Source organism: Butyricimonas sp. Marseille-P3923 (genome assembly GCF_900184685.1).
Taxonomy (GTDB): domain Bacteria; phylum Bacteroidota; class Bacteroidia; order Bacteroidales; family Marinifilaceae; genus Butyricimonas; species Butyricimonas muris.
Genome location: NZ_FXXL01000004.1, coordinates 59,875 through 82,354, shown reverse-complemented (window position 1 = coordinate 82,354; position 22,480 = coordinate 59,875). Strand labels below are relative to the sequence as shown.

At 41.1% G+C, this 22,480-nt stretch carries 20 protein-coding genes; 7 read left to right on the top strand and 13 right to left on the bottom strand.

The genetic code is table 11. The features are described from left to right. Positions 1-62: 62 nt before the first annotated feature. The 6 genes from CS948_RS02095 to rsxA all read left to right on the top strand — a co-directional run bounded on the left by CS948_RS02095 (position 63) and on the right by rsxA (position 5,302). Positions 63-938, top strand: coding sequence for a Fe-S cluster domain-containing protein (locus CS948_RS02095; RefSeq protein ID WP_099290103.1), 876 nt, complete (start codon positions 63-65; stop codon positions 936-938). Between the two features lie 50 nt (positions 939-988). Continuing rightward, positions 989-2,320 carry an electron transport complex subunit RsxC gene (rsxC, locus tag CS948_RS02090; protein WP_099290102.1) on the top strand — a complete coding sequence of 444 codons (1,332 nt, stop codon included), beginning with the start codon at positions 989-991 and terminating at the stop codon, positions 2,318-2,320. Positions 2,321-2,397: 77 nt separating this feature from the next. After that, the gene (locus tag CS948_RS02085; protein WP_099290101.1) at positions 2,398-3,375 is read left to right on the top strand and encodes an RnfABCDGE type electron transport complex subunit D; all 978 of its coding nucleotides are present in this window, start codon (positions 2,398-2,400) and stop codon (positions 3,373-3,375) included. 73 nt (positions 3,376-3,448) lie between these two features. Then, a complete protein-coding gene (locus CS948_RS02080; RefSeq protein WP_176554870.1) occupies positions 3,449-4,042 on the top strand; it encodes an RnfABCDGE type electron transport complex subunit G in 594 nt (197 codons plus the stop codon). Between the two features lie 21 nt (positions 4,043-4,063). Continuing rightward, entirely contained in the window at positions 4,064-4,651 is a 588-nt protein-coding gene (locus tag CS948_RS02075; protein ID WP_099290100.1) for an RnfABCDGE type electron transport complex subunit E, read from the top strand. 75 nt (positions 4,652-4,726) lie between these two features. Then, positions 4,727-5,302, top strand: a complete 576-nt coding sequence (gene rsxA / locus CS948_RS02070) for an electron transport complex subunit RsxA (protein ID WP_099290099.1) — start codon at positions 4,727-4,729, stop codon at positions 5,300-5,302. Between the two features lie 72 nt (positions 5,303-5,374). Here rsxA and CS948_RS02065 read toward each other — a convergent pair whose 3' ends face one another. Both CS948_RS02065 and CS948_RS02060 read right to left on the bottom strand, forming a co-directional pair. Then, entirely contained in the window at positions 5,375-6,265 is an 891-nt protein-coding gene (locus tag CS948_RS02065; protein ID WP_141560860.1) for a hypothetical protein, read from the bottom strand. Between the two features lie 108 nt (positions 6,266-6,373). Continuing rightward, entirely contained in the window at positions 6,374-7,045 is a 672-nt protein-coding gene (locus CS948_RS02060) for an HAD family phosphatase (RefSeq protein ID WP_255301829.1), read from the bottom strand. Between the two features lie 135 nt (positions 7,046-7,180). On the opposite strand from CS948_RS02060, the gene CS948_RS02055 reads away from it, so the two are divergent. After that, on the top strand, positions 7,181-8,581 hold the full coding sequence (locus CS948_RS02055; RefSeq protein WP_099290096.1) for a CCA tRNA nucleotidyltransferase: 1,401 nt from the start codon (positions 7,181-7,183) through the stop codon (positions 8,579-8,581). 104 nt (positions 8,582-8,685) lie between these two features. On the opposite strand, the gene CS948_RS02050 is transcribed toward CS948_RS02055, so the two are convergent. The 11 genes from CS948_RS02050 to CS948_RS02005 form a co-directional block, all read right to left on the bottom strand. Beyond that, complete coding sequence (locus tag CS948_RS02050) at positions 8,686-9,216, bottom strand: hypothetical protein (RefSeq protein WP_099290095.1); 531 nt, start codon at positions 9,214-9,216, stop codon at positions 8,686-8,688. A 105-nt stretch (positions 9,217-9,321) separates the two neighbouring features. Next, positions 9,322-9,702: a hypothetical protein gene (locus tag CS948_RS02045; protein ID WP_099290094.1), complete on the bottom strand. Its 381-nt coding sequence runs from the start codon at positions 9,700-9,702 to the stop codon at positions 9,322-9,324. A gap of 121 nt (positions 9,703-9,823) precedes the next feature. Beyond that, complete coding sequence (locus CS948_RS21535) at positions 9,824-9,991, bottom strand: hypothetical protein (protein WP_176554869.1); 168 nt, start codon at positions 9,989-9,991, stop codon at positions 9,824-9,826. A gap of 306 nt (positions 9,992-10,297) precedes the next feature. Next, on the bottom strand, positions 10,298-11,473 hold the full coding sequence (locus tag CS948_RS02040) for a TlpA disulfide reductase family protein (RefSeq protein ID WP_099290093.1): 1,176 nt from the start codon (positions 11,471-11,473) through the stop codon (positions 10,298-10,300). After that, a complete protein-coding gene (locus CS948_RS02035) occupies positions 11,473-13,479 on the bottom strand; it encodes a TlpA disulfide reductase family protein (protein WP_099290092.1) in 2,007 nt (668 codons plus the stop codon). Before CS948_RS02035 ends, CS948_RS02040 begins: the two co-directional genes overlap by 1 nt. Positions 13,480-13,504: 25 nt before the next feature. After that, positions 13,505-14,428: a hypothetical protein gene (locus tag CS948_RS02030; protein WP_099290091.1), complete on the bottom strand. Its 924-nt coding sequence runs from the start codon at positions 14,426-14,428 to the stop codon at positions 13,505-13,507. A gap of 11 nt (positions 14,429-14,439) precedes the next feature. After that, positions 14,440-15,918: a RagB/SusD family nutrient uptake outer membrane protein gene (locus CS948_RS02025; protein WP_176554868.1), complete on the bottom strand. Its 1,479-nt coding sequence runs from the start codon at positions 15,916-15,918 to the stop codon at positions 14,440-14,442. A 21-nt stretch (positions 15,919-15,939) separates the two neighbouring features. Next, complete coding sequence (locus CS948_RS02020) at positions 15,940-19,464, bottom strand: SusC/RagA family TonB-linked outer membrane protein (RefSeq protein WP_099290089.1); 3,525 nt, start codon at positions 19,462-19,464, stop codon at positions 15,940-15,942. A gap of 145 nt (positions 19,465-19,609) precedes the next feature. After that, positions 19,610-20,779: a FecR domain-containing protein gene (locus CS948_RS02015; RefSeq protein WP_099290088.1), complete on the bottom strand. Its 1,170-nt coding sequence runs from the start codon at positions 20,777-20,779 to the stop codon at positions 19,610-19,612. A gap of 93 nt (positions 20,780-20,872) precedes the next feature. Continuing rightward, a complete protein-coding gene (locus tag CS948_RS02010) occupies positions 20,873-21,412 on the bottom strand; it encodes an RNA polymerase sigma factor (protein ID WP_099290087.1) in 540 nt (179 codons plus the stop codon). Between the two features lie 85 nt (positions 21,413-21,497). Continuing rightward, positions 21,498-22,403, bottom strand: coding sequence for a serine protease (locus CS948_RS02005; protein ID WP_099290086.1), 906 nt, complete (start codon positions 22,401-22,403; stop codon positions 21,498-21,500). Between the last annotated feature and the right edge of the window lie 77 nt (positions 22,404-22,480).

The following is a 22,480-nucleotide window of genomic DNA, read 5'->3' as shown; positions in this document are numbered from 1 at the left end:
GAAAAAAAATAATAACTTTACGGGCGCTATAACAAACTAGAGGAGACAAAATAAACACCTTTATGATGACTACTACCATTATCTACACTATTATTTCTTTGTGTGCCATTGGTATTGCGGCTGCCGTAATCCTGTATTTCGTGGCACAAAAGTTTAAGGTCGAAGAAGATCCTAGAATCGATATCGTGGAAAGTATCCTTCCCGGCGCGAATTGCGGGGGATGCGGCAAACCCGGGTGTAGGGGTTTCGCGGAAGCCACGGTGAAAGCCACTTCATTAGATGGACTGTTTTGTCCGGTGGGAGGAGCGGATACGATGGCGAAAGTCGCTTCCGCTTTAGGCATGGAAGTAACAGCTCAGACACCACAGATTGCTGTCGTGAAATGCAACGGCACGTGTGACAATCGTCCACGCACGAGCACGTACGACGGGTACAAATCGTGTGCTATCGAACATTCTCTCTACCGGGGAGAAACCGATTGTACGTACGGTTGCCTTGGTTGTGGCGACTGCGTCAACGTCTGCGCTTTCGATGCCATTCACATGGACGCCAACGGTCTGCCCGTTGTTTCCGAAGAAAATTGTGTTGCCTGCGGTGCTTGCGTCAAAGCTTGCCCGAGAAACATTATCGAATTGCGAAACAAGGGTCCCAAAGATCGCCGGGTTTTCGTGTGTTGCGTGAACAAAGACAAGGGAAACATCGCCCGCAAAGCTTGTACGGTTGCCTGCATCGGTTGTGGGAAATGCGTCAAAGAATGTCCTTTCGAGGCAATTACCTTGGAAAACAACTTGGCTTACATCGACTTCCGCAAGTGTAAACTTTGCCGGAAGTGCGTGAGCGTATGCCCGACACACGCGATCCACGAGGTAAACTTCCCCCCGAGAAAGATTACCGAACCAGCGACCACGGAAGTGAAAAACAACGAATCGATTCAGTGATTGCCGATTCAAACTAAAATTTAAAATCGTAAATCTAAAATTAATACACCGTGCTTAAGACATTTAAAATTGGGGGTGTACACCCACCTGAAAATAAATTATCAGCACAAGGGGAAATCATCACGCTACCCCTTCCCGAACAAGTGATCATACCACTATCTCAACATATCGGGGCACCTGCCGTTCCCACGGTGAAAAAAGGTGATACAGTTAAAGTAGGACAACTTATCGGTCAAGCCGCCGGATTCATTTCCGCCAACATCCACAGTTCCGTATCGGGGACAGTCACGAGTATCGATCCCGTGGTGGATGCCAGTGGTTATCCCAGACCAGCGATCTCGATAAAAGTCGAGGGTGACGAATGGGACGAGAATATATTGAAGGAACCGCTCGCGAAGCATCCTAATACTTTCACGAAAGAAGAAATCATCGCGGCTATCAGTGCCGCCGGTATCGTGGGTATGGGGGGAGCAACGTTTCCCACGCAAGTGAAATTATCCCCGCCTCCCGGAAACACGGCTGAAGTATTAATCATCAACGGTGTCGAATGTGAACCGTATTTAACGGCAGACCACCGTCTGATGCTGGAACACGGGAAAGAGCTTATCGCCGGGATTGAACTGCTAATGAAAGCTCTTAACGTGAAACGTGCTATCGTGGGCATCGAGAACAACAAAAAAGACGCTATCGAAGAACTTGGCAAACACGCCAGATTGAGCGACGGCATCGAGATATGCCCGTTAAAAATACAATACCCGCAAGGAGGTGAGAAACAATTGATACAAGCCACCACGGGTAAATTCGTTCCGTCCGGCGGACTACCTATCGCCGTGGGAGCCGTCGTTCAAAACGTCGGGACAGTATATGCCGTTTACGAGGCTGTCATGAAACACAAACCGTTATTCGAACGGGTGGTTACCGTTACCGGGAAATCGCTGAAAGAACCGGGTAACTATCTATGCCGTATCGGGACACCACTCTCTCAACTCATCGAGGCAGCCGGAGGACTTCCCGAGGACACGGGAAAAGTGATCGGTGGCGGTCCGATGATGGGAAAAGCCTTGACGACAACCAACATTGCTATCACGAAAGGAACAAGTGGAGTATTACTCATGCGGCAGGAAGAATCCGTCCGGAAAGAGTATCGCAACTGTATCCGTTGTTCGAAATGCGTTACCGTATGCCCGATGGGATTGGAACCGTATTACCTGATGCAACTTAGCGAACACAACAAGCTGGATGCATTGGAAGCCGAAAAAATAATGGATTGCATCGAATGTGGTTCTTGTAGCTATACCTGCCCGGCAAACCGTCCGCTGCTCGACGTGATTCGCTTGGGTAAAGCCAGAACAGGACAAATGATACGTTCACGTAAAAACTAAATAATTGATGATTGATGATTTACGATTGATGATTCTCAATCATAAATCTAAAATCAAGAAATCTAAAATCATTATATATGAGTAATTTCACCATATCACCCTCCCCTCACATTCATGGCGGGGATTCGATAGAAAAAAACATGTACGGGGTACTGATTGCTTTAATCCCCGCATTTATCTTTTCTATCGTGTTTTTCGGGATAGGAGCCATTCTGGTAACCCTTACTTCCGTGGCAGCCTGTCTGATCGTTGAATTTATTATCCAGAAATACCTGATGAAACAACGCCCCACGATATGGGACGGTTCGGCTATCATCACGGGTGTATTATTAGCGTTCAACCTTCCCTCATCCCTTCCTTTATGGATTGTGATAATCGGTGCTATCGTGGCAATCGGTATCGGCAAAATGAGTTTCGGGGGATTGGGAAACAATATTTTCAACCCGGCACTCGTGGGACGCGTATTCTTATTGATTTCGTTCCCGGTACAAATGACTTCTTGGCCTGTACCTCACGGATTTTCGACAGTAGATGCCGTAACGGGGGCTACACCTTTAGCTATCGTGAAAGAAGCAGTAAAGAACGGGCAATCCGTGGCTGATGCACTCGCATCCAGCGGAATCTCGACAAGCAACATGATTATCGGTAACATGGGAGGTAGCTTGGGAGAAGTTGCCGCTATCGGTCTTCTGCTCGGTTTCGCCTATATGTTGATTCGCAAAATTATTACATGGCATATCCCCGTGACAATTTTCGCCACGGTAATCCTGTTTGCCGGAATATTACACTTGGCAAATCCCGCGCATTTTGCTGATCCCCTGTTCCATCTTTTCACGGGAGGTATGATGTTGGGAGCGATCTTTATGGCGACGGATTACGTAACATCCCCCATGACGCATAAAGGTATGATCATTTTCGGTATCGGTATCGGACTACTGACCGTGATAATCCGTACCTTCGGTGCTTATCCGGAAGGAATGTCATTTGCCATATTGATCATGAACGGCTTCACCCCGTTGATCAACAGATATTGTAAACCCGCAAGATTTGCATAATTGACGATTCACGATTTATGATTTCAGATTCACCTGATCATAAATCAAAAATCATAAATCAAAAATTACAGAGATGGGAAAGAAATTAGAATCGAGTTTTAAAAATATGGTATTGGTGTTATTCTTGGTAACACTCATATCCTCAGCCGCCGTGGGAGTTGTCAACTCATTCACGTCGGGATTAATCGAGAAGGTACAAATCGAAAAACAGACACAAGCAATACGTGCCGTGGTCCCGACTTTCGATAATGACCCCATGACAGAAAAATACACGGTAAAACCTTCGGAAAATGAAGAAGAAGTTGAGTTTTATCCTGCCAAACAGAACGGGGAATTAGTAGGAACAGCCATTAAAACTTACACGAACGACGGATTCGGGGGAAAAATAGAATTAATGGTAGGTTTTACTCCCGACGGAACAATTTACAATTATTCCGTGTTGAGCCACAAAGAAACCCCGGGGTTAGGTTCCAAAATGGATACATGGTTCGTGAAAGGTGCCAAAGGTGACATTACCGGTAAAACTCCGGGAACGAAAGGACTGCAGGTTTCAAAAGACGGAGGGGACGTGGACGCTATCACGGCTGCCACTATTTCATCCCGTGCCTTTTTGGACGCAGTAAACCGGGCAGCCAAAGCGCTGGAAAAAGATACCAAACAAAAGTAGAACAATCGAAAAAATAAAGATATGAACAACTGGCAAAACTTTACCAAAGGGTTCTTTAAAGAAAATCCCACCTTTGTACTATTGCTCGGGATGTGCCCCACGCTGGGAGTCACCACGTCGGCAATCAACGGCTTGGGAATGGGATTGGCTACCGCCTTCGTGCTTGTGTTATCCAACCTTGCTATCTCGCTCGTGGCAAACTTGATTCCCGATAAAATCCGTATTCCCGGATTTATCGTTATCATCGCGGCATTCGTTACCGTCGTTGATATGTGTATGGCAGCCTATCTACCTAGCTTGCACGAATCACTCGGGTTATTCATCCCGTTGATCGTGGTAAACTGTATCGTGCTGGGACGTGCCGAATCTTTTGCTTCCAAGAACAAAGCCATTCCTTCCATGCTCGACGGATTAGGAATCGGTTTGGGATTCACGATGGCACTGACCTTGTTGGGATGCATCCGTGAAGTATTGGGTAGCGGAAAAATCTTCAACATCACCCTGTACAGTGAAAACTACGGAATGATCATCTTCGTGTTAGCCCCCGGAGCTTTCATCGCACTAGGTTACTTGATCGCGTTTATTAATAGAATAAGAAAAACCAACTAATTGTAAATTTTAGATTTTAAATTGCAAATCAAAATCCAATCTAAAATCTAAAATCTAAAATTTAAAATCAGAAAAATGGAATACATATTTATATTCATAGCCGCAGTATTTGTCAATAATATCGTATTGGCGCAATTCTTGGGTATCTGCCCGTTCCTTGGGGTTTCCAAGAGTGTTCCCACGGCTTTAGGTATGACCGGAGCCGTGACATTCGTGATGATTTTGGCCACGTTGGTTACTTTCATCGTGCAAAAAACGGTACTTGATCCGTTCCACATAGGGTTCATGCAAACTATCGTGTTTATCCTGATTATTGCTGCACTCGTGCAAATGGTGGAGATCATTCTGAAAAAAGTAAGCCCCTCGCTTTATCAGGCATTAGGAGTATTTCTTCCCTTGATCACTACAAACTGTGCCGTACTGGGAGTTGCCATCATGGTTATCCAAAAAAACTACAACTTACTCGAGTCCGTGGTTTTCGCTGCCTCTACCGCTATCGGTTTCGGGCTCGCCTTAACCATTTTTGCCGGAATCCGCGAACAATTGGAACTTTCCTCTATCCCCAAAGGCATGAAAGGAACTCCAATCGCTCTAGTAACCGCGGGATTGTTAGCCTTGGCATTCATGGGCTTCTCCGGAATCGTCAAATAAGAATATTTGCTCTATAAAATAAAACGGCAGCCCCTGTGAAGAGCTGCCGTTTCTTTTGGGTATATCTCAAATTTAATCCATCAAATAACAATCCCATGAAAATTCTTTCTTTTTATAATCAATGCAAGTTTCCACTCGCACCCGCACGGGTTTTCCGTCAAGCATTGCCGGTTTCCATTTCACCTCGTCACTAAAAAAACGACCGGGATACATTTGCCGGGTTATGACATAGTCTAATTGTACCGCAACCGGTAAATCATGCCCATATCTCAGATGCGAAAAATATCCTTCTTTATCTATAACAAAACTGAGTTTTAAAATTCCATCTACCAAAAACGACATTTGATTCGGATATTCAATCATACTTACACTATCTGCACGTTTTGCTCCTACATGCATCGCCACCTGATGTATATACCTAGTAAGATTATACCTTTTGTCATAAATTTTTTGATCAGCTTCACCCCATTCCGGTCCTTTATCAAGAATCACGACACTTCCTTTTAGTTCGAGTGGAATGGAGAATTGTTCTTCTGCCGAGGTCTTTCGACCATTCTCTTCAGGGGCTCTCCATTTCCGAGAAATCAAAATAAGACGTTCCACCTCATCTGCAAATGCAGAATCCGGAAGATTTTCCACCACACAATTTTTAATCTTACCGCCTTTCGTCACGGTAAAACGAGTGATTAAATCCATTTCTTGTGACAACGTATCCACATAAGCAATATTATTAAACAAGTAATCGGATTCTACAAGATTAACGCTAAAAGGAATATGCCTGTGAAGTAATTGATTGGATAGCCAGACAGGAAAAGTAGAAATAGCCGCTTTGCTCCTGAACATCGTTTTTTTATCATTCTTTTCTTTTGGAATCCCCGTGCCAGCCTGCACATTTACGAATGAAACACATAAAAATAATGTAAGAAAAAACATTGTCCGCTTTTTTAGTACACAAAAAATCATAAGCTTTCGATTTAGTTTATTATTAATAACAATAACACCAATCCTCGATGTCTTCATTATTAATACACTATCTCTCGGAAAAAGAATTAAATGACTTGCAAAAAAAGATTAAAACATCATTGTTCCCCCATCCATCAAATCCACGAACCCGTCATACGAGTATCCCGTGAAATCCGCGATTACCCGATCCACCATTCCCACGATCTTCTCTTTCGCGTTTGTTGTAGCCACCCCGACTACCTTCATGCGGGCATTACGTCCAGCCTCGATACCGGCAAAAGAATCCTCGAAAACGCAACAAACATCTGTTTCCATCTGCAGCTCTTTGGCCGCCAGTAGATAACATTCCGGAGCAGGCTTGGATTTCGTGATCTTATCAGCAGTAATTATTCGCTCGAAATATTCGGTAAATTCCGGGTGAACCTTCAAGACATACGACATTTTCACGTTATTGGAACTCGTCACCAAAGCAATCCTCACGCCATGCCCTAACAATACTCGAATAAAATTCTCGACACCCGGCACGTAAGGATAACTCATTTTTTTCTCGAACTCTTCCAACTCATGGGAAATCTGCTGCTGTAAATCCATATTACCCCCGAAATAATCCTCCAGAATCTTCTCCGTCGTCATCCCTTTAATCTTCTTGTAAAAATCAGGCATTCCGGGATGAAAACGCTTTCCCTGTTCTATCCAGAAAAGATCGCATTGTCCTTCCGTGTCGAGAACCACCCCATCCATATCAAACAATGCAGCCAACCTTCTTTCTCTATTCATCATATCCTTAAAAAACTGTTCGCAAATATATCGAAAAAGAATCTCCCTCCGCAAATCAGAATCAAATTATTTGGTCTGTAAGGGATAACTTGATAATTTTGTACGCGAATCAGTTTACTAAAGTTTATGCCTCAAAATATGCAATTAACTCATCCCATTTTTAAAATCTTATCCGGAATAGCAGCAGAAAAAGGTTTAGAGATATACGTGATCGGGGGATATGTCCGCGACTTGATTTTAAAACGCCCTTCCAAAGACATTGACATTGTAGTTTTAGGTAGCGGGATAGAATTGGCAAAAACCGCGGCAAAACAATTGGGCAATCTGACTGTTTCCGTGTTCAAAAACTTCGGGACAGCCATGTTTCGATACAAAGGAATGGAAATCGAATTTGTCGGGGCACGTAAGGAATCCTATCAAAGGAACTCCCGTAAACCGATCGTGGAAGAAGGAACCATTGACGATGATCAAAAACGCAGAGACTTCACGATAAACGCTTTGGCGATCTCTTTAAATCAAGATACCTACGGGCAACTGGTCGATCCGTTTGGAGGAATACAAAACTTGGAAGACGGGATATTACGAACCCCGCTCGACCCCGTGATTACCTTTTCGGACGATCCGTTACGCATGATGCGAGCCGTTCGTTTTGCCTCTCAATTGAATTTCACGATTGAAGCGATCACTTTCGAGGGCATTATCGCCAACAAAGAGCGTCTGAAAATCGTGTCGAAAGAACGTATCATTGATGAATTCAATAAAATCATGCTATCCCCCCGTCCTTCCGTGGGGCTGAAATTACTGGAACAATCCGGGCTACTGGAGGTATTCTTCCCGGAACTCACCGCACTCAAGGGAGTAGAGTCCGTGGACGGTATCGGGCATAAAGACAACTTCTATCACACGTTGACCGTGCTGGATTCCGTTAGCCGGGTATCAGACAATCTATGGCTTCGCTGGGCAGCCTTGCTTCACGACATAGGCAAACCCGTTACCAAAAAATTCGTGCAGGGACAAGGCTGGACATTTCACGGGCATAACCACGTCGGCGAACGCATGGTCGGCAAATTATTCAACCGCCTCAAACTGCCCCAGAACGAAAAAATGAAATACGTGCAAAAACTCGTATTCCTGCACATGCGTCCAATTGTCCTTTCGGAAGAAATCGTAACCGACTCGGCTGTCCGCCGTCTTTTATTTGACGCCGGGGACGACATCGACGATTTAATGACCCTTGCCGAAGCGGATATAACTTCCAAGAACGAAGAGAAAGTGCGTCGCTTCATGCACAATTTCCGGATCGTTCGTCAAAAATTAAAAGAAGTCGAGGAAAAAGACGCCATCCGGAACTTCCAATCCCCGGTAAGCGGCGAGGAAATCATGGAAATCTTCAATTTACCCCCGTGCAAAGCTATCGGAGATATTAAAAATGCCATCAAGGAAGCTATCCTCGACGGCATCATAAGTAACGATCCCGCAGAAGCCCGAGAATACATGTTCAAGGTCGCTGCCGAATTGGGAATACAGAAGAGTTCATAAAGTTAGAAAGTTCATAAAGTTTATAAAGTAACTAATTCTAAATACTTTATGAACCTTATAAACTTTACAAACTTTATAAACCAAAATAGAAAGGAAAACCCTTTCTATTTTAAGAAGTAAGCTATTTGTTTGGCAGGAGTTCCCTCGTAAACTTTTACCTCAGTTCTCGGCACATCGTTGTAAGGAACAAATTCCATCACCTGCAATAAAGCGTATTGTTCATCTTCACTACAAAATACTTCCAAACTCAAATTGGATTGATCAGAACGACTCAATGACTGAAGATTATCAAATTTATTCTGTTCAATGATATCATACAACTGTGAAGATTGATTGGCAGCCACGTACACTTTGTGCTTTTTCATGGCTTTTCCCGTCGGTTTGTACACGTACTTTTCTTTTTTAATGATAAATGCCATAATTCCCCAACCCACAACAGCCAACCCGAGCATAATAATGATAGAAGAAAGCGTATCGCTTTGTGCCGTGTTGATATGATTTGCCCCCACCCAAAGAATTGCGGCTCCCACGATCAACAAGCCCAAGGGTTTCACGGGTGATTTTTTCTTTTTCTCTACTTTACCTTCATCTACTTTCAAGATTACGTCATCTATATAGTCAAATTTTGTTTCCATGATTATGATTTCTATGTATAATTTATAATGTTTAAATTTCAGCACACCAAAACACACTTCACCCGTTCACGAACGAGCAAAGTTTTCCCACGAAATAAACCTAAATCATACAATGATTTCACGCAAAGCAAAGACGTAGTATCCCCCGTCCTGTCTTAACGCGAAAAAGTCGAGATAATCATTTTCGACATACCTGAAGTAAGGTGTAAATACCCTTTTATACTCCTCGAACTGAATCGAGAAACTATTTCTTTGTAAATGACGGCAGGGAGGCTGTATGTTAGACACTTCATGCACCACGTTCACCGGTAGCGCATTCCCGTTCATCGCCGTCAACATTGCCAAGCGTTCGAAAGCCTCCTTTTCATTGGAAACAAGCCTCTCTTGGCTCACTACCTTTTCCATGTAGCGAGTGGCATCTACCCGTTGTCCCAGATAGACTACCGCCAAAATAAGCAGCACACAATATTTCATGAAAGCTTTCATACCACTTTTCTACGATAAATTCAGAACAAAGATACAAAATCATTCGAGGAAATACACCATATCACATGATTTTTCAAAAGTTGTTATATAAACTTTAGGAAAATTTCCCGTTACGCATGGGTTAAAAACAGGGAAAAATAAAGCATGGCAATTCATTCACGTTCTCAACCATAATCAACCAACATTCGACATCTCCGGAGTTAAACTGGTGGTCGTCAAGTGTTGTACTGGAGTTGTAGCCCGTTCTCACCTTCTCCTCTCCTTTTCTTCTTCCTATTCTTAATGACAAACCCTTCCTTTTCCCCAAAAAAACAAAGGGAGGTGTGTTTTGCCACACCTCTCCATTTATGGTTTTAATTATACCCCCCACATATTAGTAACAAAAACACTATCTAATTCTATAATCTTACGTTCTCCTCCCGAATAATAATTCAAACTACCAGTCTCAACATCACCTTGTCATTCGCTAAAAACAATTGCCAAACGATTTCTCTCATAAAAATATGATTACGACCTTAAAATTTTGAAAACCATCCCATTCAACCTATTGTATAACAATCAAATATACGAATTTTATTCATTTTAAAACAAATTCTTATTTTTCAAAATATTTTTCTACCACTTTCTCTAGATCATGTGAATTCCATGATATAATTTTACCCATACTATCTATCAACACAATACGAGGAATAGCTGAAAATCCATAATCTTGACGTGCCGGACTATCCCATCCCTTGAAATCACAAACCTGTATTCCTGCAGGCTGATGCTTTTCCAAGGAGCTTTTCCATTTCTCCCGATTACAATCTAGCGATACCCCCAATATTTCCAATCCCTTCTGCTCATATGTTTTGTATAATTTCTTTAATGAAGGAATCTTTTGAATACAAGGCACACACCACGATCCCCAGAATTCTACACAAACAAGTTTATGCTTTTTCACCAATTCAGACAACCGCACCTCCTTTCCATCAAGTGTATAACTGATTATTTCCCGAAATGGATTCCCCACACTCGTCTCTTTTTGAGCTGAATAAAGATAATCCTCTTTTTCTTTGCGTTCCTTCATCACCAACTCATAGCACTTCAGTAAATTCGGATTAATTTTAGAATAGATTGTATCAAGGAATGTTTTATCGTATTGATTAAATGCATATTGAAAGAAAAAATAATCTCCAACAATAGTACCCGCATTTTCTTCTATAAATTTTTCTGCGGACTTAATCTCATACTTTTGGAACGCATCTCGATATGACTCACTATACCACTTATTTAACTCATTAGAAGAAAGCGTTTTTTCTGCATTCAAACTATCCCTTTGTCGTAAAAGTTGTAATTGTTTACGCCGTAAATCACGCTGTCCTTTTCCAATAAGTTCTGAATAACGTTCATTCAAAGATGTGCCTGTAATAACAACACCTAACGAGTCATAAACCATTGTAATATCGCCTTCTTCAACAATCACTGGATAAGAATTTCCTCTATCCAAACCTCGCTCCTTTAAATCATTTATCGTGACAACAAACACTGTAGGATTCTCGTCAATCGTTCCTGTAAAACGAAATCTTCCATCACGCACAACAGTACTATCTATTGGCATCGATTTTTCCGGAAGAAAATAAAAAGTGGCGGGAGAAATAAATACTTTACATCCATCGAAAGAAATAGGCAATTTTCCTGTAAGTAAATAAATCTTCTTCTTTTGGCAAGAAGATGCGAATCCTGCTACCACAACGAGCAGCAGGATTATCAATACATTTCTCAATTTCATTATTTTTCTTCGTTTAACATTTCAATTACATAAGAGATCTCATCCATCAATCCGCTAGGGCTTCCACCATATCCTTGTGAACGGTAACGAATTTTTCCATTCTTTAATATCACTTTAAACGGTATACCTACCGGTCCGGATTTTAAAGCACGAAATACAGCATCACGTTCTTTAGAACGTCCCGGTCTGTAAGCATCATAAAGTACTTCCATATCCCGAAGATTCTTTTTTTCCCACAATTTATCTATTGCTTGTGCACGAGCCTCGTCTTGCGTCAGAACAAAATAAAATTTCACGCCTTCATCTCCTTGAAAACGATCAACGGCCATTTGCATGCCCGATAAAGCTTCTATACAAGGACCACACCATAAAGCCCAAAAATCAAGCACAACGATAGCGTTTCCAAAATCTTTAGAATTTACAACTCCTCCATTATGAGACTCCAAAATAAAAGGTTCATAAGGTTCATTCACCATTTTTTCCCGAAGCTTATTCTTTATCTCTATAACTTTTTCTGGAGCTTTCAATTCCTCCAGCCATATATTAAAATTCTCCTTCTTTTTTCTCTTGCTTAAACTATCGTAATAAGTTCTCAATTTATGAAACAATTCCGGAGTCATCATTCCCGCTCTAGCGGAATTTTTCATAGCATCAATAGCCTCTTGTTTCCGATTTAGTTTTTCTAAACTTACCACATACGCTTCATTTCCAGAAGGATAAAAATCATAACGACTTTCAACAGGTAACAAATTTTTAACGGCTACTGCTTCTTCATAACGCCCACATTTAACTGCCACATGTGCATGAATACCTATATAATAGTTCAAAAACAAGCGAGCATACTTTTCCGCTTGCTTAGGAGAATACTTGATTCGCTCCATATAAGAACCGTCATTTACTTTAGCAACCATTTGGTCAATCATGGCTCTCGAAAGGTCAACATACACCGTCGCCGGAACATCTGTCTTTCGTAAAGTAAATTCTACCGTTTTTCTGTATGCGTCAGAAAGCATTGCCATATTCATTTCCGGCAATATGTCTTTAATACTTTTATAGTCTCCTGCCTCCCAAAAAGCAGAGATCAAGCCTTTATACACCCCTCTATACACAAATCCATACGGATCTGAATGCTTCTGCCATTCACTCATCGGAAAGTCCTTCCTAAATTGTCGCTGTGCCACCATAAATTGATCTCCAGACAACGTATTCAACGTATTTGCCGCGCGCAAACGAGCCAAAGCTCCATGAGGAAATTTTTGCAAAAGTACTCTTTCCATACCATCGGCTTTCGTCCGATTTTTCAAATCGGACCTATATGTATCATATATAGCAATATACTCTTTCTCTGTTAAATTGGGTTGTTGCTCGAGTGTATTTAATAAAGAATTTATACCAACACCACTATTCTCTCCATACTGTTTTTTCAACATGTCTTTCATTACACTGAAATAATAACGCCCATTACAACTATAAACATCCATTTCTCGATTCAACCAAGTAGTCATTATTTCCCACGATATTTCCTCGTATCCTTCTGCAAAATAATTCCCAAATCCATCTTCCAAAGACGGTTTATGAAAAATACCCCATCCTAAATACGCTCCTGGCATCACCTTACCATCATGATCTTTGACCATGTACACGAAACCTTTATTATCGTTATTATCGATCACTCGAGGTGACAATTCGTAAGAATCTTGAAATTTAAAAGCAATACAACCACAATTATCCGGCACGTTAAATGAACCTTTCCAACATCCATCCTTTTTTAGTTCAAGTTGTACATCCGAGATTTTCCATTGATAAAAATCATATGTATAAACAATCCCTATCACCGTTTTAACTTCTTCTAAAGAACCTCCAACGGGATTGTATGTCAAATTCAAATTTTGACCTGCAACAACTTCACAAGGAGCAAGAGTCAGTCGAGAATCGTAATCTTGGCCCAAAACGTGATTAAAAATGGTCGTAAAAAACCATAATACACACAACAATATTCTATTCATATGCTTTTATTTTAAATTGCAACTTTCACTGTTCGAATTTTGCATTCGCTATTTTCCTTGGATCTACATTACAACAATCTTTAAAATAATCCAACAAAATATACCATTTCTTTTGTATTAGCACATAATCAGGATTACTTAAATATTCTTCCATTTCCTCATCTGTCCGTGAAAACAAATGATACATGTACGAATTTAAATCATTTGATTTTGCGCTAGACCAAGTCCATCTACTGTACCATTCATTCGGATCACCCGAAGAAGCATTATATTTACTAGGTAAAAATCCTCTTTGACGGTATTTTAACAAATTTTCCGGCTCAGAAAGAGGTACTTCGGGCTCCGTCGTATAGTCCGTTCCTGCGTAGAAATCATCTGGAATTTCCAATACTCCGACACTAACATAATACCTCCACATGGCATCAATAAATGTATCTTTCCAAGCTTTTTTCTTCTCAGCATCATCATTAATCGTCAATAATTTTTCGTTTAAACCAGTCACAATCAACGAACTTCCACTTGCTTTATACGTATAAAGAGTTTTTCTACCATTCGTCATAACATCATATAAAGAATCTGCCAAATAAACCCTATAAGGAATTCCTCCTTTTTTCAAAAATTCCTCTGGAAAATACCGTAACCAAACATCATTCAATAAATTTAACATAGTCTCCACGTATAAAGGATCTCCCTTTACAATCACGCTAGTTGTATTTCCTGAAGTTGAAGTTATATTCCACAATGCATCTTCTGAAGTGTAATCATACAAAAAATACGAACCATATGTTTTATAAATATTTAAAATGAATTCATTTGCCGCAGTTGAAGCTCCTTCCTGTGGCAATACATAGTCTTCCACAATATCTAAAGTTCCCGAAACATTTCTCTCTTCTTTACAAGACACAAACGTTCCTAGAAAACAAATTGCAATAAATAGAAATCTCTTCATATTATATTATTTTATTCATTCACCATATTACCTTGCCTTTCGGGCATTTCACGAGATTCATTTTGAACAAAAGCCGAATTCTTCAAAAGCAAACTATTGGGAAAAGGTAATGTATACATAGGATCTTCCTTTTCCAACACGAATTCGTAAGTAGGTCCTCCAGGTTCATACATATAAACATGTTTTATCTCAGGCATTCCGTAACGACGTAAATCAAACCATCGGTGCCCTTCAAAACAAAGTTCTTTTCGACGTTCCAATCGAATTTGTTCAAGGAGGTCCTCCCCATTATAATTCTCAGCTATATAATCGATAATACGTAATTTTCTAAAATCATTCAATTCTTTCAATGCAGTTTCTTCCTGTCCTGATAAAGCGTAAGCCTCCATCCTGTTCAAATAAGCCTCTGCAGTTCGAACTGATTGCCCATACTCACCCTGTCCTGATGGTTTCATTACATAAACGGCATTGCCCTGATACTGAAAATTGAACGCAAGCCAACGCCGATCATTTTCTTCATCCCACAAAGCCCTAAAATGTGGAGCTGTTCCAGAAGTATAAGCATCTGTTACGCCACCTACATTCCCACCAAAAAGCCATTCAACTTCGGGATTATCATATGTAATTAATTTATAACGCTTACCACTTAATGGTATCACATCTAAAGAATTCACCATATCTAAAAGAACCGCACCCTGTTCAATCGCTTTATTCACTTCTGCAATGCATTCTTCATAACGCTCCATATAAAGATATACCCGAGAAAGAAGAATATGAATAGCAGGTTGATTTACCCTGTAATTTTTCCGAACAATTTCAAGAGGATCCATCAACCGGGCCGCCTCTTGAAGTCCTTTCAATACAATTTCTTCATACACATAAGCTACGGTTGCACGTTTTATTGGTTCTTCTGTCAAATCGGCATTCAACTTTGCAGGAACCCCCAAAGCCTCCTTATTATAATTATAAGGTTCACCGTAAAGATTTACCAATTGAAAATAAAGCAATGAACGTATTGCCAGAGCCTCTGCTTTCACCCGATCTTTGTCAGCCTGATCTCCATGAGCTTCATCAATATAATCCAATACTGCATTACACCCCATAATTTTTTTATAAAAAGAAGCATAAGTTGTTGAACTCGGAGATTCATTTATCGCCTCATTATAACCATCATAATCTGCCAAATAAGGCTGCCAAGTATAAATCGGGAAGGACGTAACAGCAGACGTCGTTCCAACCTTCGCATAAGGCTTAGATCCCTCATACGTCAACCACAATTCACAATCATCATCCAACAAAGCCACAATCGAAAAACTAGGTCCCCCCTCATACCCCACTGAAGGGTATCCTGTACCCATTAATAATTCAGAAAAATCTGATGCTGTTTTAGGTATTACTTCACTTTGAGATTCTTCTTTTAAAAAATCGTTACAAGAGTTTAAAATAAAGACTCCAGCTAAAAAACAACATATCATTATTACATTTCTCATGATGTTCATCATTTTAACACATTAAAAATTAATACTCAACGCACAAGACACAGTCTTTCGAGCAGGCCAATCAGACGTTTCTGGATCTCGTCCTTCCCACTTTTTATCGAAAGCAATAAAAAATGGATTGGACAAACTGGCAGAAAACGACATTTGCCTGATCCCTATTTTGGTCAACCAATGCTCTGGTAAATAATATTGCAACGAAATAGAACGACAACGTATAAAATCTGTATCCGCAACCCGTATATCCGATGAATTATACATGGTATAGGAATTCAACAGGACATTAGATTCCGTTGGTAATTGTACATTCATCTGAGTTGGATTTCCTGATGGTATAGAAGGGATATTTGTAATTTTCTCATCACCAGACTTTCTCCAACGTTTAAATAAATACCGCGGGGCATTTTGATCTGGAGAAGGAGCACCTGCAGATGCAAAGAACGCTTGCAAAAACTCTTGAGCTCCTATTGAAAAGGCAAAATTCATTCTCAAATGCAAACGTTTATAACGAAATGCAGTATTAATACCACCAGAAATATCCGGTTCCTTACATCCAACTTTCACTAAATAATCCAAATCATTAGATGTCGGCTCTATATCCATATACTCGAACGTTGGATATCCGTTCTCAGGATCTAAACCACTAAATTTATATGCATAAAAAGTTCTATAGGGTTCACCTTCAACTAACGCCTCTCCATTAATATAATCATCTCTCGTGTTCTCCCTTTCACTATTTTTCAATTTATTCCTTACTTTACTCGTGTTAAAAGAAATAGACCAAGTAAAATCTTTCATACGAACCGGAGTTGCTGAAGCATATAATTCATATCCTCTATTACCCATTTCAGTACCATCAATATAAGCTGTTGCAACTCCATTCTCGACAGGAACCTCTCGAGAAGAAAGTACATGGCTTATTTTATTATAAAAGCTAAAACCCGCTGCCAATCTTCCTTTAAAAAAAGAAAAATCAACAGCAACATTCCAATCGTTTGTTTTCTCCCATCCTAAATCAGGATAAGGCAATGATTTCAATTTTAACGTGTATTGTTTGGAATAGCTACTCAAACCTCCGTCTGTAGCGATCATATAAGGAGATACCGCCGTTACCGCATTTCCTCGCCAACCATAAGAGACTGAAATATCAAACATATCATACCAATTTGAAGCCCAACTCATAAAAGGTTCATTACCAATTCTCCATTTACCCCCTAATGAAAAGCTAGGATTAAATCGTTTATTCTTGTCTTGTCCAAATCGATTGGAGGCATCTAAACGAGTATTCAAATTGATTACATACCGGTCATCATAGCTGTAAACTAGCGTAAAATATTCACTTAACGTGTTTGATTTCGTGTTCGTCACCGAAGCTGCTGCACGCATCCGTTCATGTAAATCTGCACTATTTTTATACAATCCGTTCACTTGAGTAATCTCTTTAGGTACCGTGGCAAATTTCTCACCTCTATAATACAAATAGCCATAACGCAAATCGACATTACCTTCTTGTAGCTTGGACAATGCTTCAAAGCCTAAATTTGCCGTCATTCTATGTTTCTCGTTAAAAACATTCGTATACACTAAAGTAGTTCTAATAGACCAATTTCGATTATAAGCATTCTCTTGCTGCAAAAGACCACCAAAAGGCAGAACACTCGCTAATTCTTCAGCAGAATTAGCTATCACCTCACCCATATCATACCCTCGAATATTAGCGATATAATTAGAATACTCCGTAGCCCATGATTTTATTTTATTCGAAGCCAACGAGTAAGAGACTCCTCCTTGAAATTCAAACTTCTTTAAGAATTTATAATTAATATTCAAAGCTGCCTGGAGCACGCTTGCATCCGTTTTAGTTCCTGTATTATCAATCTCGTTCTTAATGTTATATTTATAAGAATATTTATCAGCAATTGAATAACTCATGGATCCTGACTTCTCATAGTAAAAATATTCATTATTTTCTCGTAGAGGAATAGCGCGTGTCGTATTCATAGCATAACTATAAGGACTCACACCATATGCAAAATTATTTGTCTGACGATAACTTCCATTTAATTGCAAAGTCAATATTAAGCGTTCATTCAATCGAAATGTGTTATTTGAATTTGCAGTCAATGAAAACAGATCGTTACCATCAGCCTCTCCCAACGTTCGGTTTGCCCCCACGGAAAAACGAGAGGAAAGTTTATCTCCGTTTCCAGAAATACTCAAATTATGGTTATGGCTTACACTGTTTCTAAACAACAAATCAAACCAATCCGTATTCGTATGTTCCATCTTGTGAAATTCCGCTTCAAACTGTTCTCTCGTAATCTCTTTAGCTTGATATCTTTTCAATAATCCAGCATAACCAACATTCAACACCCTCTGATTGTAACTGTTCCGATCCTCCCACAATTCTTGAGAAAATCGCATATACTCCTGTGAATTCATCATGTCGTACAAACGATACGAAGGTTTCTGTCCGACACTCAAACTCCCGTTGTATGAAATATTCAAGCCTTCTCCTTTTGCCTTTTTAGTCGTTATCACGATTACTCCATTCGTTGCTTGAGTACCATAAATAGCAGTAGCAGATGCATCTTTCAACACCGTAATCGTTTCTATATCATTAGGATTCAACCAAGAAATAGCATTCCCGGCTGTTTCCCGCAGTTCATCCATTTCGGATGATAAGGGACTTGCATCATCAGGAATAGGAAATGGATCTGATTGAATTACTCCATCTACGACCCAAAGCGGTTCTTGATTACCTAATAACGTTGAAGTACCTCGAACACGAATTTTCGGCGTTCCTCCGACTTTACCCGTTTTGTTAATAACTGACATTCCAGGTACCCATCCTTGCAACATCTGATCAATCGTAGCCTCTCCTGCAATTTGTATATCTTCTGCTCGTAATTGTGTTACCGCCCCCACGTAACTGCCACGATTAATCGTTGCGTACCCAGTCACCACAACATCATCAAGGATTTTCACATCTTCCTGCATGATCACACGCAAAGTATCTATTGCTGTTTCTTTTGAAAAACTTACAACTTGATTGAGAAAGCCAATAAAAGAAAATTCCAATTGACCTTTTAACACAGGTAATTCTAATAAAAATCGACCATTAACATCCGTTACTGTTCCCATCAACGTTCCCACTAATTTCACTGTCGCTCCCGGCAAAGGTTGCTTTTTCGTGTCGTACACGAATCCTTTCAAACGAATAGATTTCTTTTCCTCTTTCGTATCCTGCGGCTGAATCACTATCACCTCATCTGCAATCCGATAAACAAATCCCGTTCCATGAAGAACCTCATCTAAAATCTGTTGCACCGTGGCATCCTTCACATTCAAGGATTTCACCCGCAAACTTCTCACGTCATCCACGTTATAAATAAACGTGAACGCAGTGTTTTTTCTAATCGCCGAGAATACTTCCGTTAAAGAAACATCTTCCAGCGAAAGTGTCAATCTTGCCTCCTGCGAATAAGTCGTTGCCGACACAGACACGGATAACAAGAAAAAAAGCACAAAAAATTTCATAGTCAACAACTTTTTATGTAGTCTTATTTTCATAAGACCACTCGAGTTACACTTTTTTTTCATAACTTTGTTTCTGAATTTTACATTGAATTAATTTATTGAATGTATTCTGACAGGTAGCGTGGGGGCGTTACCTGTCTTTTTTTCATTCACACACATTTATAGTTCTATCTTTTATATCAAATTTCACTCGTTTTGTCTGTTCTATTCTTCTTAATATTTGCTCTATATTTTCGTAGCGTTTAACTTCCACGGAAAACTTCATGGACTTCACCCCCGGGTTCACGTAAAAAATATTCACGTTATACCAGCGAGCCATGACATCCAAAATCGTTTCCAAATCCGTATCCTCGAAATAAAAAATTCCCTCACGCCACAACGAATAATTCCTAGCCTCAACCTGTTTCACCTCGAACCCGAGTTTCCCGTTCCGCCATATACCTTGCTGATTAGGTATCAAGGTCACGCTATCTGCTCCTCTTTGCAATTGTACTTTCCCCTCGACCAACGTCGTGACCACCCTTTCGCTGTACGCCGAAACATTGAAACTTGTACCCAGCACCCTAACATTCACACCATTTACCGCCACGACAAAGGGTTTCCCGGCATTCTTCGCCACCTCGAAATATCCCTCTCCCGTCATCTCCACTTTCCGCAGGTCTCCGGTAAAATGAACGGGATATTTTAAGGTTGACTCGGAATTTAACCAAACACGTGTTCCGTCTGCCAACTCCAAGGCAAACTCTCCGTCGCGGGGTACTCTCAACGTGTTATACCTCTCGCCCGCTAACGGTATCTCCACGGAATCACTCCCCGTGTACTTTACCATTTTGTCCGATGTTTGGATTTCTGTTCCTCCCACCTCATTTATGCGTAATCGTGTCGTATCGTTCAACTCGACCTTGCGCCCGTCAGCCAATTGTAATTGGGCCTTCACCACACCATGAGTAATGGCAACAGTCTGCACGGGTATTTGCTCCCGTGATGTATCCCGGCTCATAAGCCAGAAAGCCGCTATTGCCAGCGGCAGTACAATCGCCGCCGCGTATCTGCTCCACACGATACGCCGTTGTTTCCTTATCCGTTGTTTCGTGAGTTCCCAACGGGCATCTGTCATCCGTCGTCCCGCGGCTTGTTCTTCCCACACTTTATCGTTTGTTTCCAACGATATTTTCAACCGCTCGTACTCCTCTTGATGTCGCCCGTCTTCCGCGAGCCAACGGGATAATTCCTCCCGTTCCCTCTCGTCCATTGTTCCCGTCAGTTCTTTCGCTATCAGCCGGGCAATCATCATCCGTCGTTCTAATAAATCCATATAATTATTATTGTTTTACCCTAGAGATTACTTCAAAACCCAAGTGGGTGGGTAAAACAGCAAAAAAAATTCAAAGAAAGACGATTTTAACATTTAATCGCTCAAAAGGAACGTCAAAATAAGGAAATAATTTTTTGATAATAAACCTCTTAATGTCACGTAAGCCGATTTCTTCAAATCTTTCACCGTGTTCACGGAAATCTGTAACTCTTCGGCAACCTCCGTGTTGTTCATACCTTCCAAATTCAATCGAATAATCTCACGAGTCCGGGGTGGCAATTGCTCTATTGCCGCGTACAAAATCCGTATGGTTTCCTGACGTGTCGCCTCTTCCAGAAAATTATAATCATCCGCATCATCTTCATCCAACTGTGCGAAATAATGCTCCGCCGCACGTTGATGTTTACAATGATTCCAGTACAAATGCCTCGCCACCGTGTATAAAAAGGCCTTCCCGTACTCCACGGAAATAATCTCCTCCCGCCGCTCAAACACTCGCATGAATGCCTCCTGCGCCAAATCTGCCGCCAATTCATCGTCACCCGTGTAACGTCGCATAAACGCCTGCACGGCTGGAAAATTCTCCCGAAAGAATTTCTCAAACTCTTTATCTGACTTAATAACAACACCCATGATGTTGCAAAAGTAATGATTTATTCAATTAATCCAATACTGAAATTCCATTTGGAAATACATTAATATCTCATCCAAAATTTTTTCACTTTTGTTTTGGTGATTTTATCACCCGCCGCAACGAACTCACCGGAATGGTCAACTTCACGTTCATTTGCAAATGATAAGGCGGTTGATTGGAAAAGTATATCGCACGGATACTCGATACCATCGACACCATATTTCCCCGGTCATCCATGATCGGACCGCCACTTGAACCTTTCGCGAAATCAGCGGTCATCTCCATCCTGCGGGAAAAAGGATCACCCGGGTTCAAGGCAATCGTCCGTGACACCCTGCCGTGCGTGTACGCGTACGGGTAGCCTTCCGGGTTACTCAACAAATGCACGTTCGCCCCCGCCGAAAGATCATCGCCCAAGGGCATCGGGGTAAGCACATCCCCCCGGGTATCAATTTTGAAGAAAGCCATATCCGCCGCTTTGTTAAAACTGAGAATTTCCGTGATAGGGTAAGCCCGACCGTCCTCTGTCGCCACGAATATCACGCTATCCGCCGGGTTCAACTTCGCTGCCGGATCAAGTAATTCCCAAAACACGTGAAAGTTGGTCACGCAAACACCGTCCGCTGTCAACACGACGGCTGTTGCCCACCCGTAAACCATATCCGGACGTGTCGTCACTCCTTGGTATTTATTTACCGTCAACACGCTCGCCCGCCTTTCCTTGATTATATTCTCCGGTGTCATCTCCCGTTTCCCCGCACGCCGAGGCACAATATTCACCGGGGTACTCTCCTTCACCCCTCGCGCTTGCTGCCGCAACGCCCGCATTCCCTTGAATAAAGGCAACACCCCTTCCTTCTTCAACGAATCAAGCAAAGCGGCTTCCTGCCGGGTATAATCCCGGTAAACCACCTCTTGCGCCATGCCTCTCCCGTTCCCTACTAAAAAACAACACAACAAAATACACGATAACTTACTACAAAATTCCATAATCATTTTTTTTAATTTAATATACACCCATATAACAATTCAGAAAGGCAAAAGAGGTATCCGCCGCGAAAAAAAAT

What these genes read in the sequence shown, in the direction of transcription:
- CS948_RS02020 (WP_099290089.1), bottom strand. Translation starts at nt 19,464, where the DNA reads ATGAAATTTTTTGTGCTTTTTTTCTTGTTATCCGTGTCTGTGTCGGCA.
- CS948_RS02010 (WP_099290087.1), bottom strand. Translation starts at nt 21,412, where the DNA reads ATGGGTGTTGTTATTAAGTCAGATAAAGAGTTTGAGAAATTCTTTCGG.
- CS948_RS02055 (WP_099290096.1), top strand. Translation starts at nt 7,181, where the DNA reads ATGCAATTAACTCATCCCATTTTTAAAATCTTATCCGGAATAGCAGCA.
- CS948_RS02095 (WP_099290103.1), top strand. Translation starts at nt 63, where the DNA reads ATGATGACTACTACCATTATCTACACTATTATTTCTTTGTGTGCCATT.
- CS948_RS02050 (WP_099290095.1), bottom strand. Translation starts at nt 9,216, where the DNA reads ATGGAAACAAAATTTGACTATATAGATGACGTAATCTTGAAAGTAGAT.
- CS948_RS02045 (WP_099290094.1), bottom strand. Translation starts at nt 9,702, where the DNA reads ATGAAAGCTTTCATGAAATATTGTGTGCTGCTTATTTTGGCGGTAGTC.
- CS948_RS02075 (WP_099290100.1), top strand. Translation starts at nt 4,064, where the DNA reads ATGAACAACTGGCAAAACTTTACCAAAGGGTTCTTTAAAGAAAATCCC.
- CS948_RS02030 (WP_099290091.1), bottom strand. Translation starts at nt 14,428, where the DNA reads ATGAAGAGATTTCTATTTATTGCAATTTGTTTTCTAGGAACGTTTGTG.
- rsxA (WP_099290099.1), top strand. Translation starts at nt 4,727, where the DNA reads ATGGAATACATATTTATATTCATAGCCGCAGTATTTGTCAATAATATC.
- CS948_RS02060 (WP_255301829.1), bottom strand. Translation starts at nt 7,045, where the DNA reads ATGATGAATAGAGAAAGAAGGTTGGCTGCATTGTTTGATATGGATGGG.
- CS948_RS02080 (WP_176554870.1), top strand. Translation starts at nt 3,449, where the DNA reads ATGGGAAAGAAATTAGAATCGAGTTTTAAAAATATGGTATTGGTGTTA.
- CS948_RS02065 (WP_141560860.1), bottom strand. Translation starts at nt 6,265, where the DNA reads ATGATTTTTTGTGTACTAAAAAAGCGGACAATGTTTTTTCTTACATTA.
- CS948_RS02035 (WP_099290092.1), bottom strand. Translation starts at nt 13,479, where the DNA reads ATGAATAGAATATTGTTGTGTGTATTATGGTTTTTTACGACCATTTTT.
- CS948_RS02025 (WP_176554868.1), bottom strand. Translation starts at nt 15,918, where the DNA reads ATGAGAAATGTAATAATGATATGTTGTTTTTTAGCTGGAGTCTTTATT.
- CS948_RS02015 (WP_099290088.1), bottom strand. Translation starts at nt 20,779, where the DNA reads ATGGATTTATTAGAACGACGGATGATGATTGCCCGGCTGATAGCGAAA.
- CS948_RS02085 (WP_099290101.1), top strand. Translation starts at nt 2,398, where the DNA reads ATGAGTAATTTCACCATATCACCCTCCCCTCACATTCATGGCGGGGAT.
- CS948_RS02005 (WP_099290086.1), bottom strand. Translation starts at nt 22,403, where the DNA reads ATGGAATTTTGTAGTAAGTTATCGTGTATTTTGTTGTGTTGTTTTTTA.
- CS948_RS02040 (WP_099290093.1), bottom strand. Translation starts at nt 11,473, where the DNA reads ATGAAATTGAGAAATGTATTGATAATCCTGCTGCTCGTTGTGGTAGCA.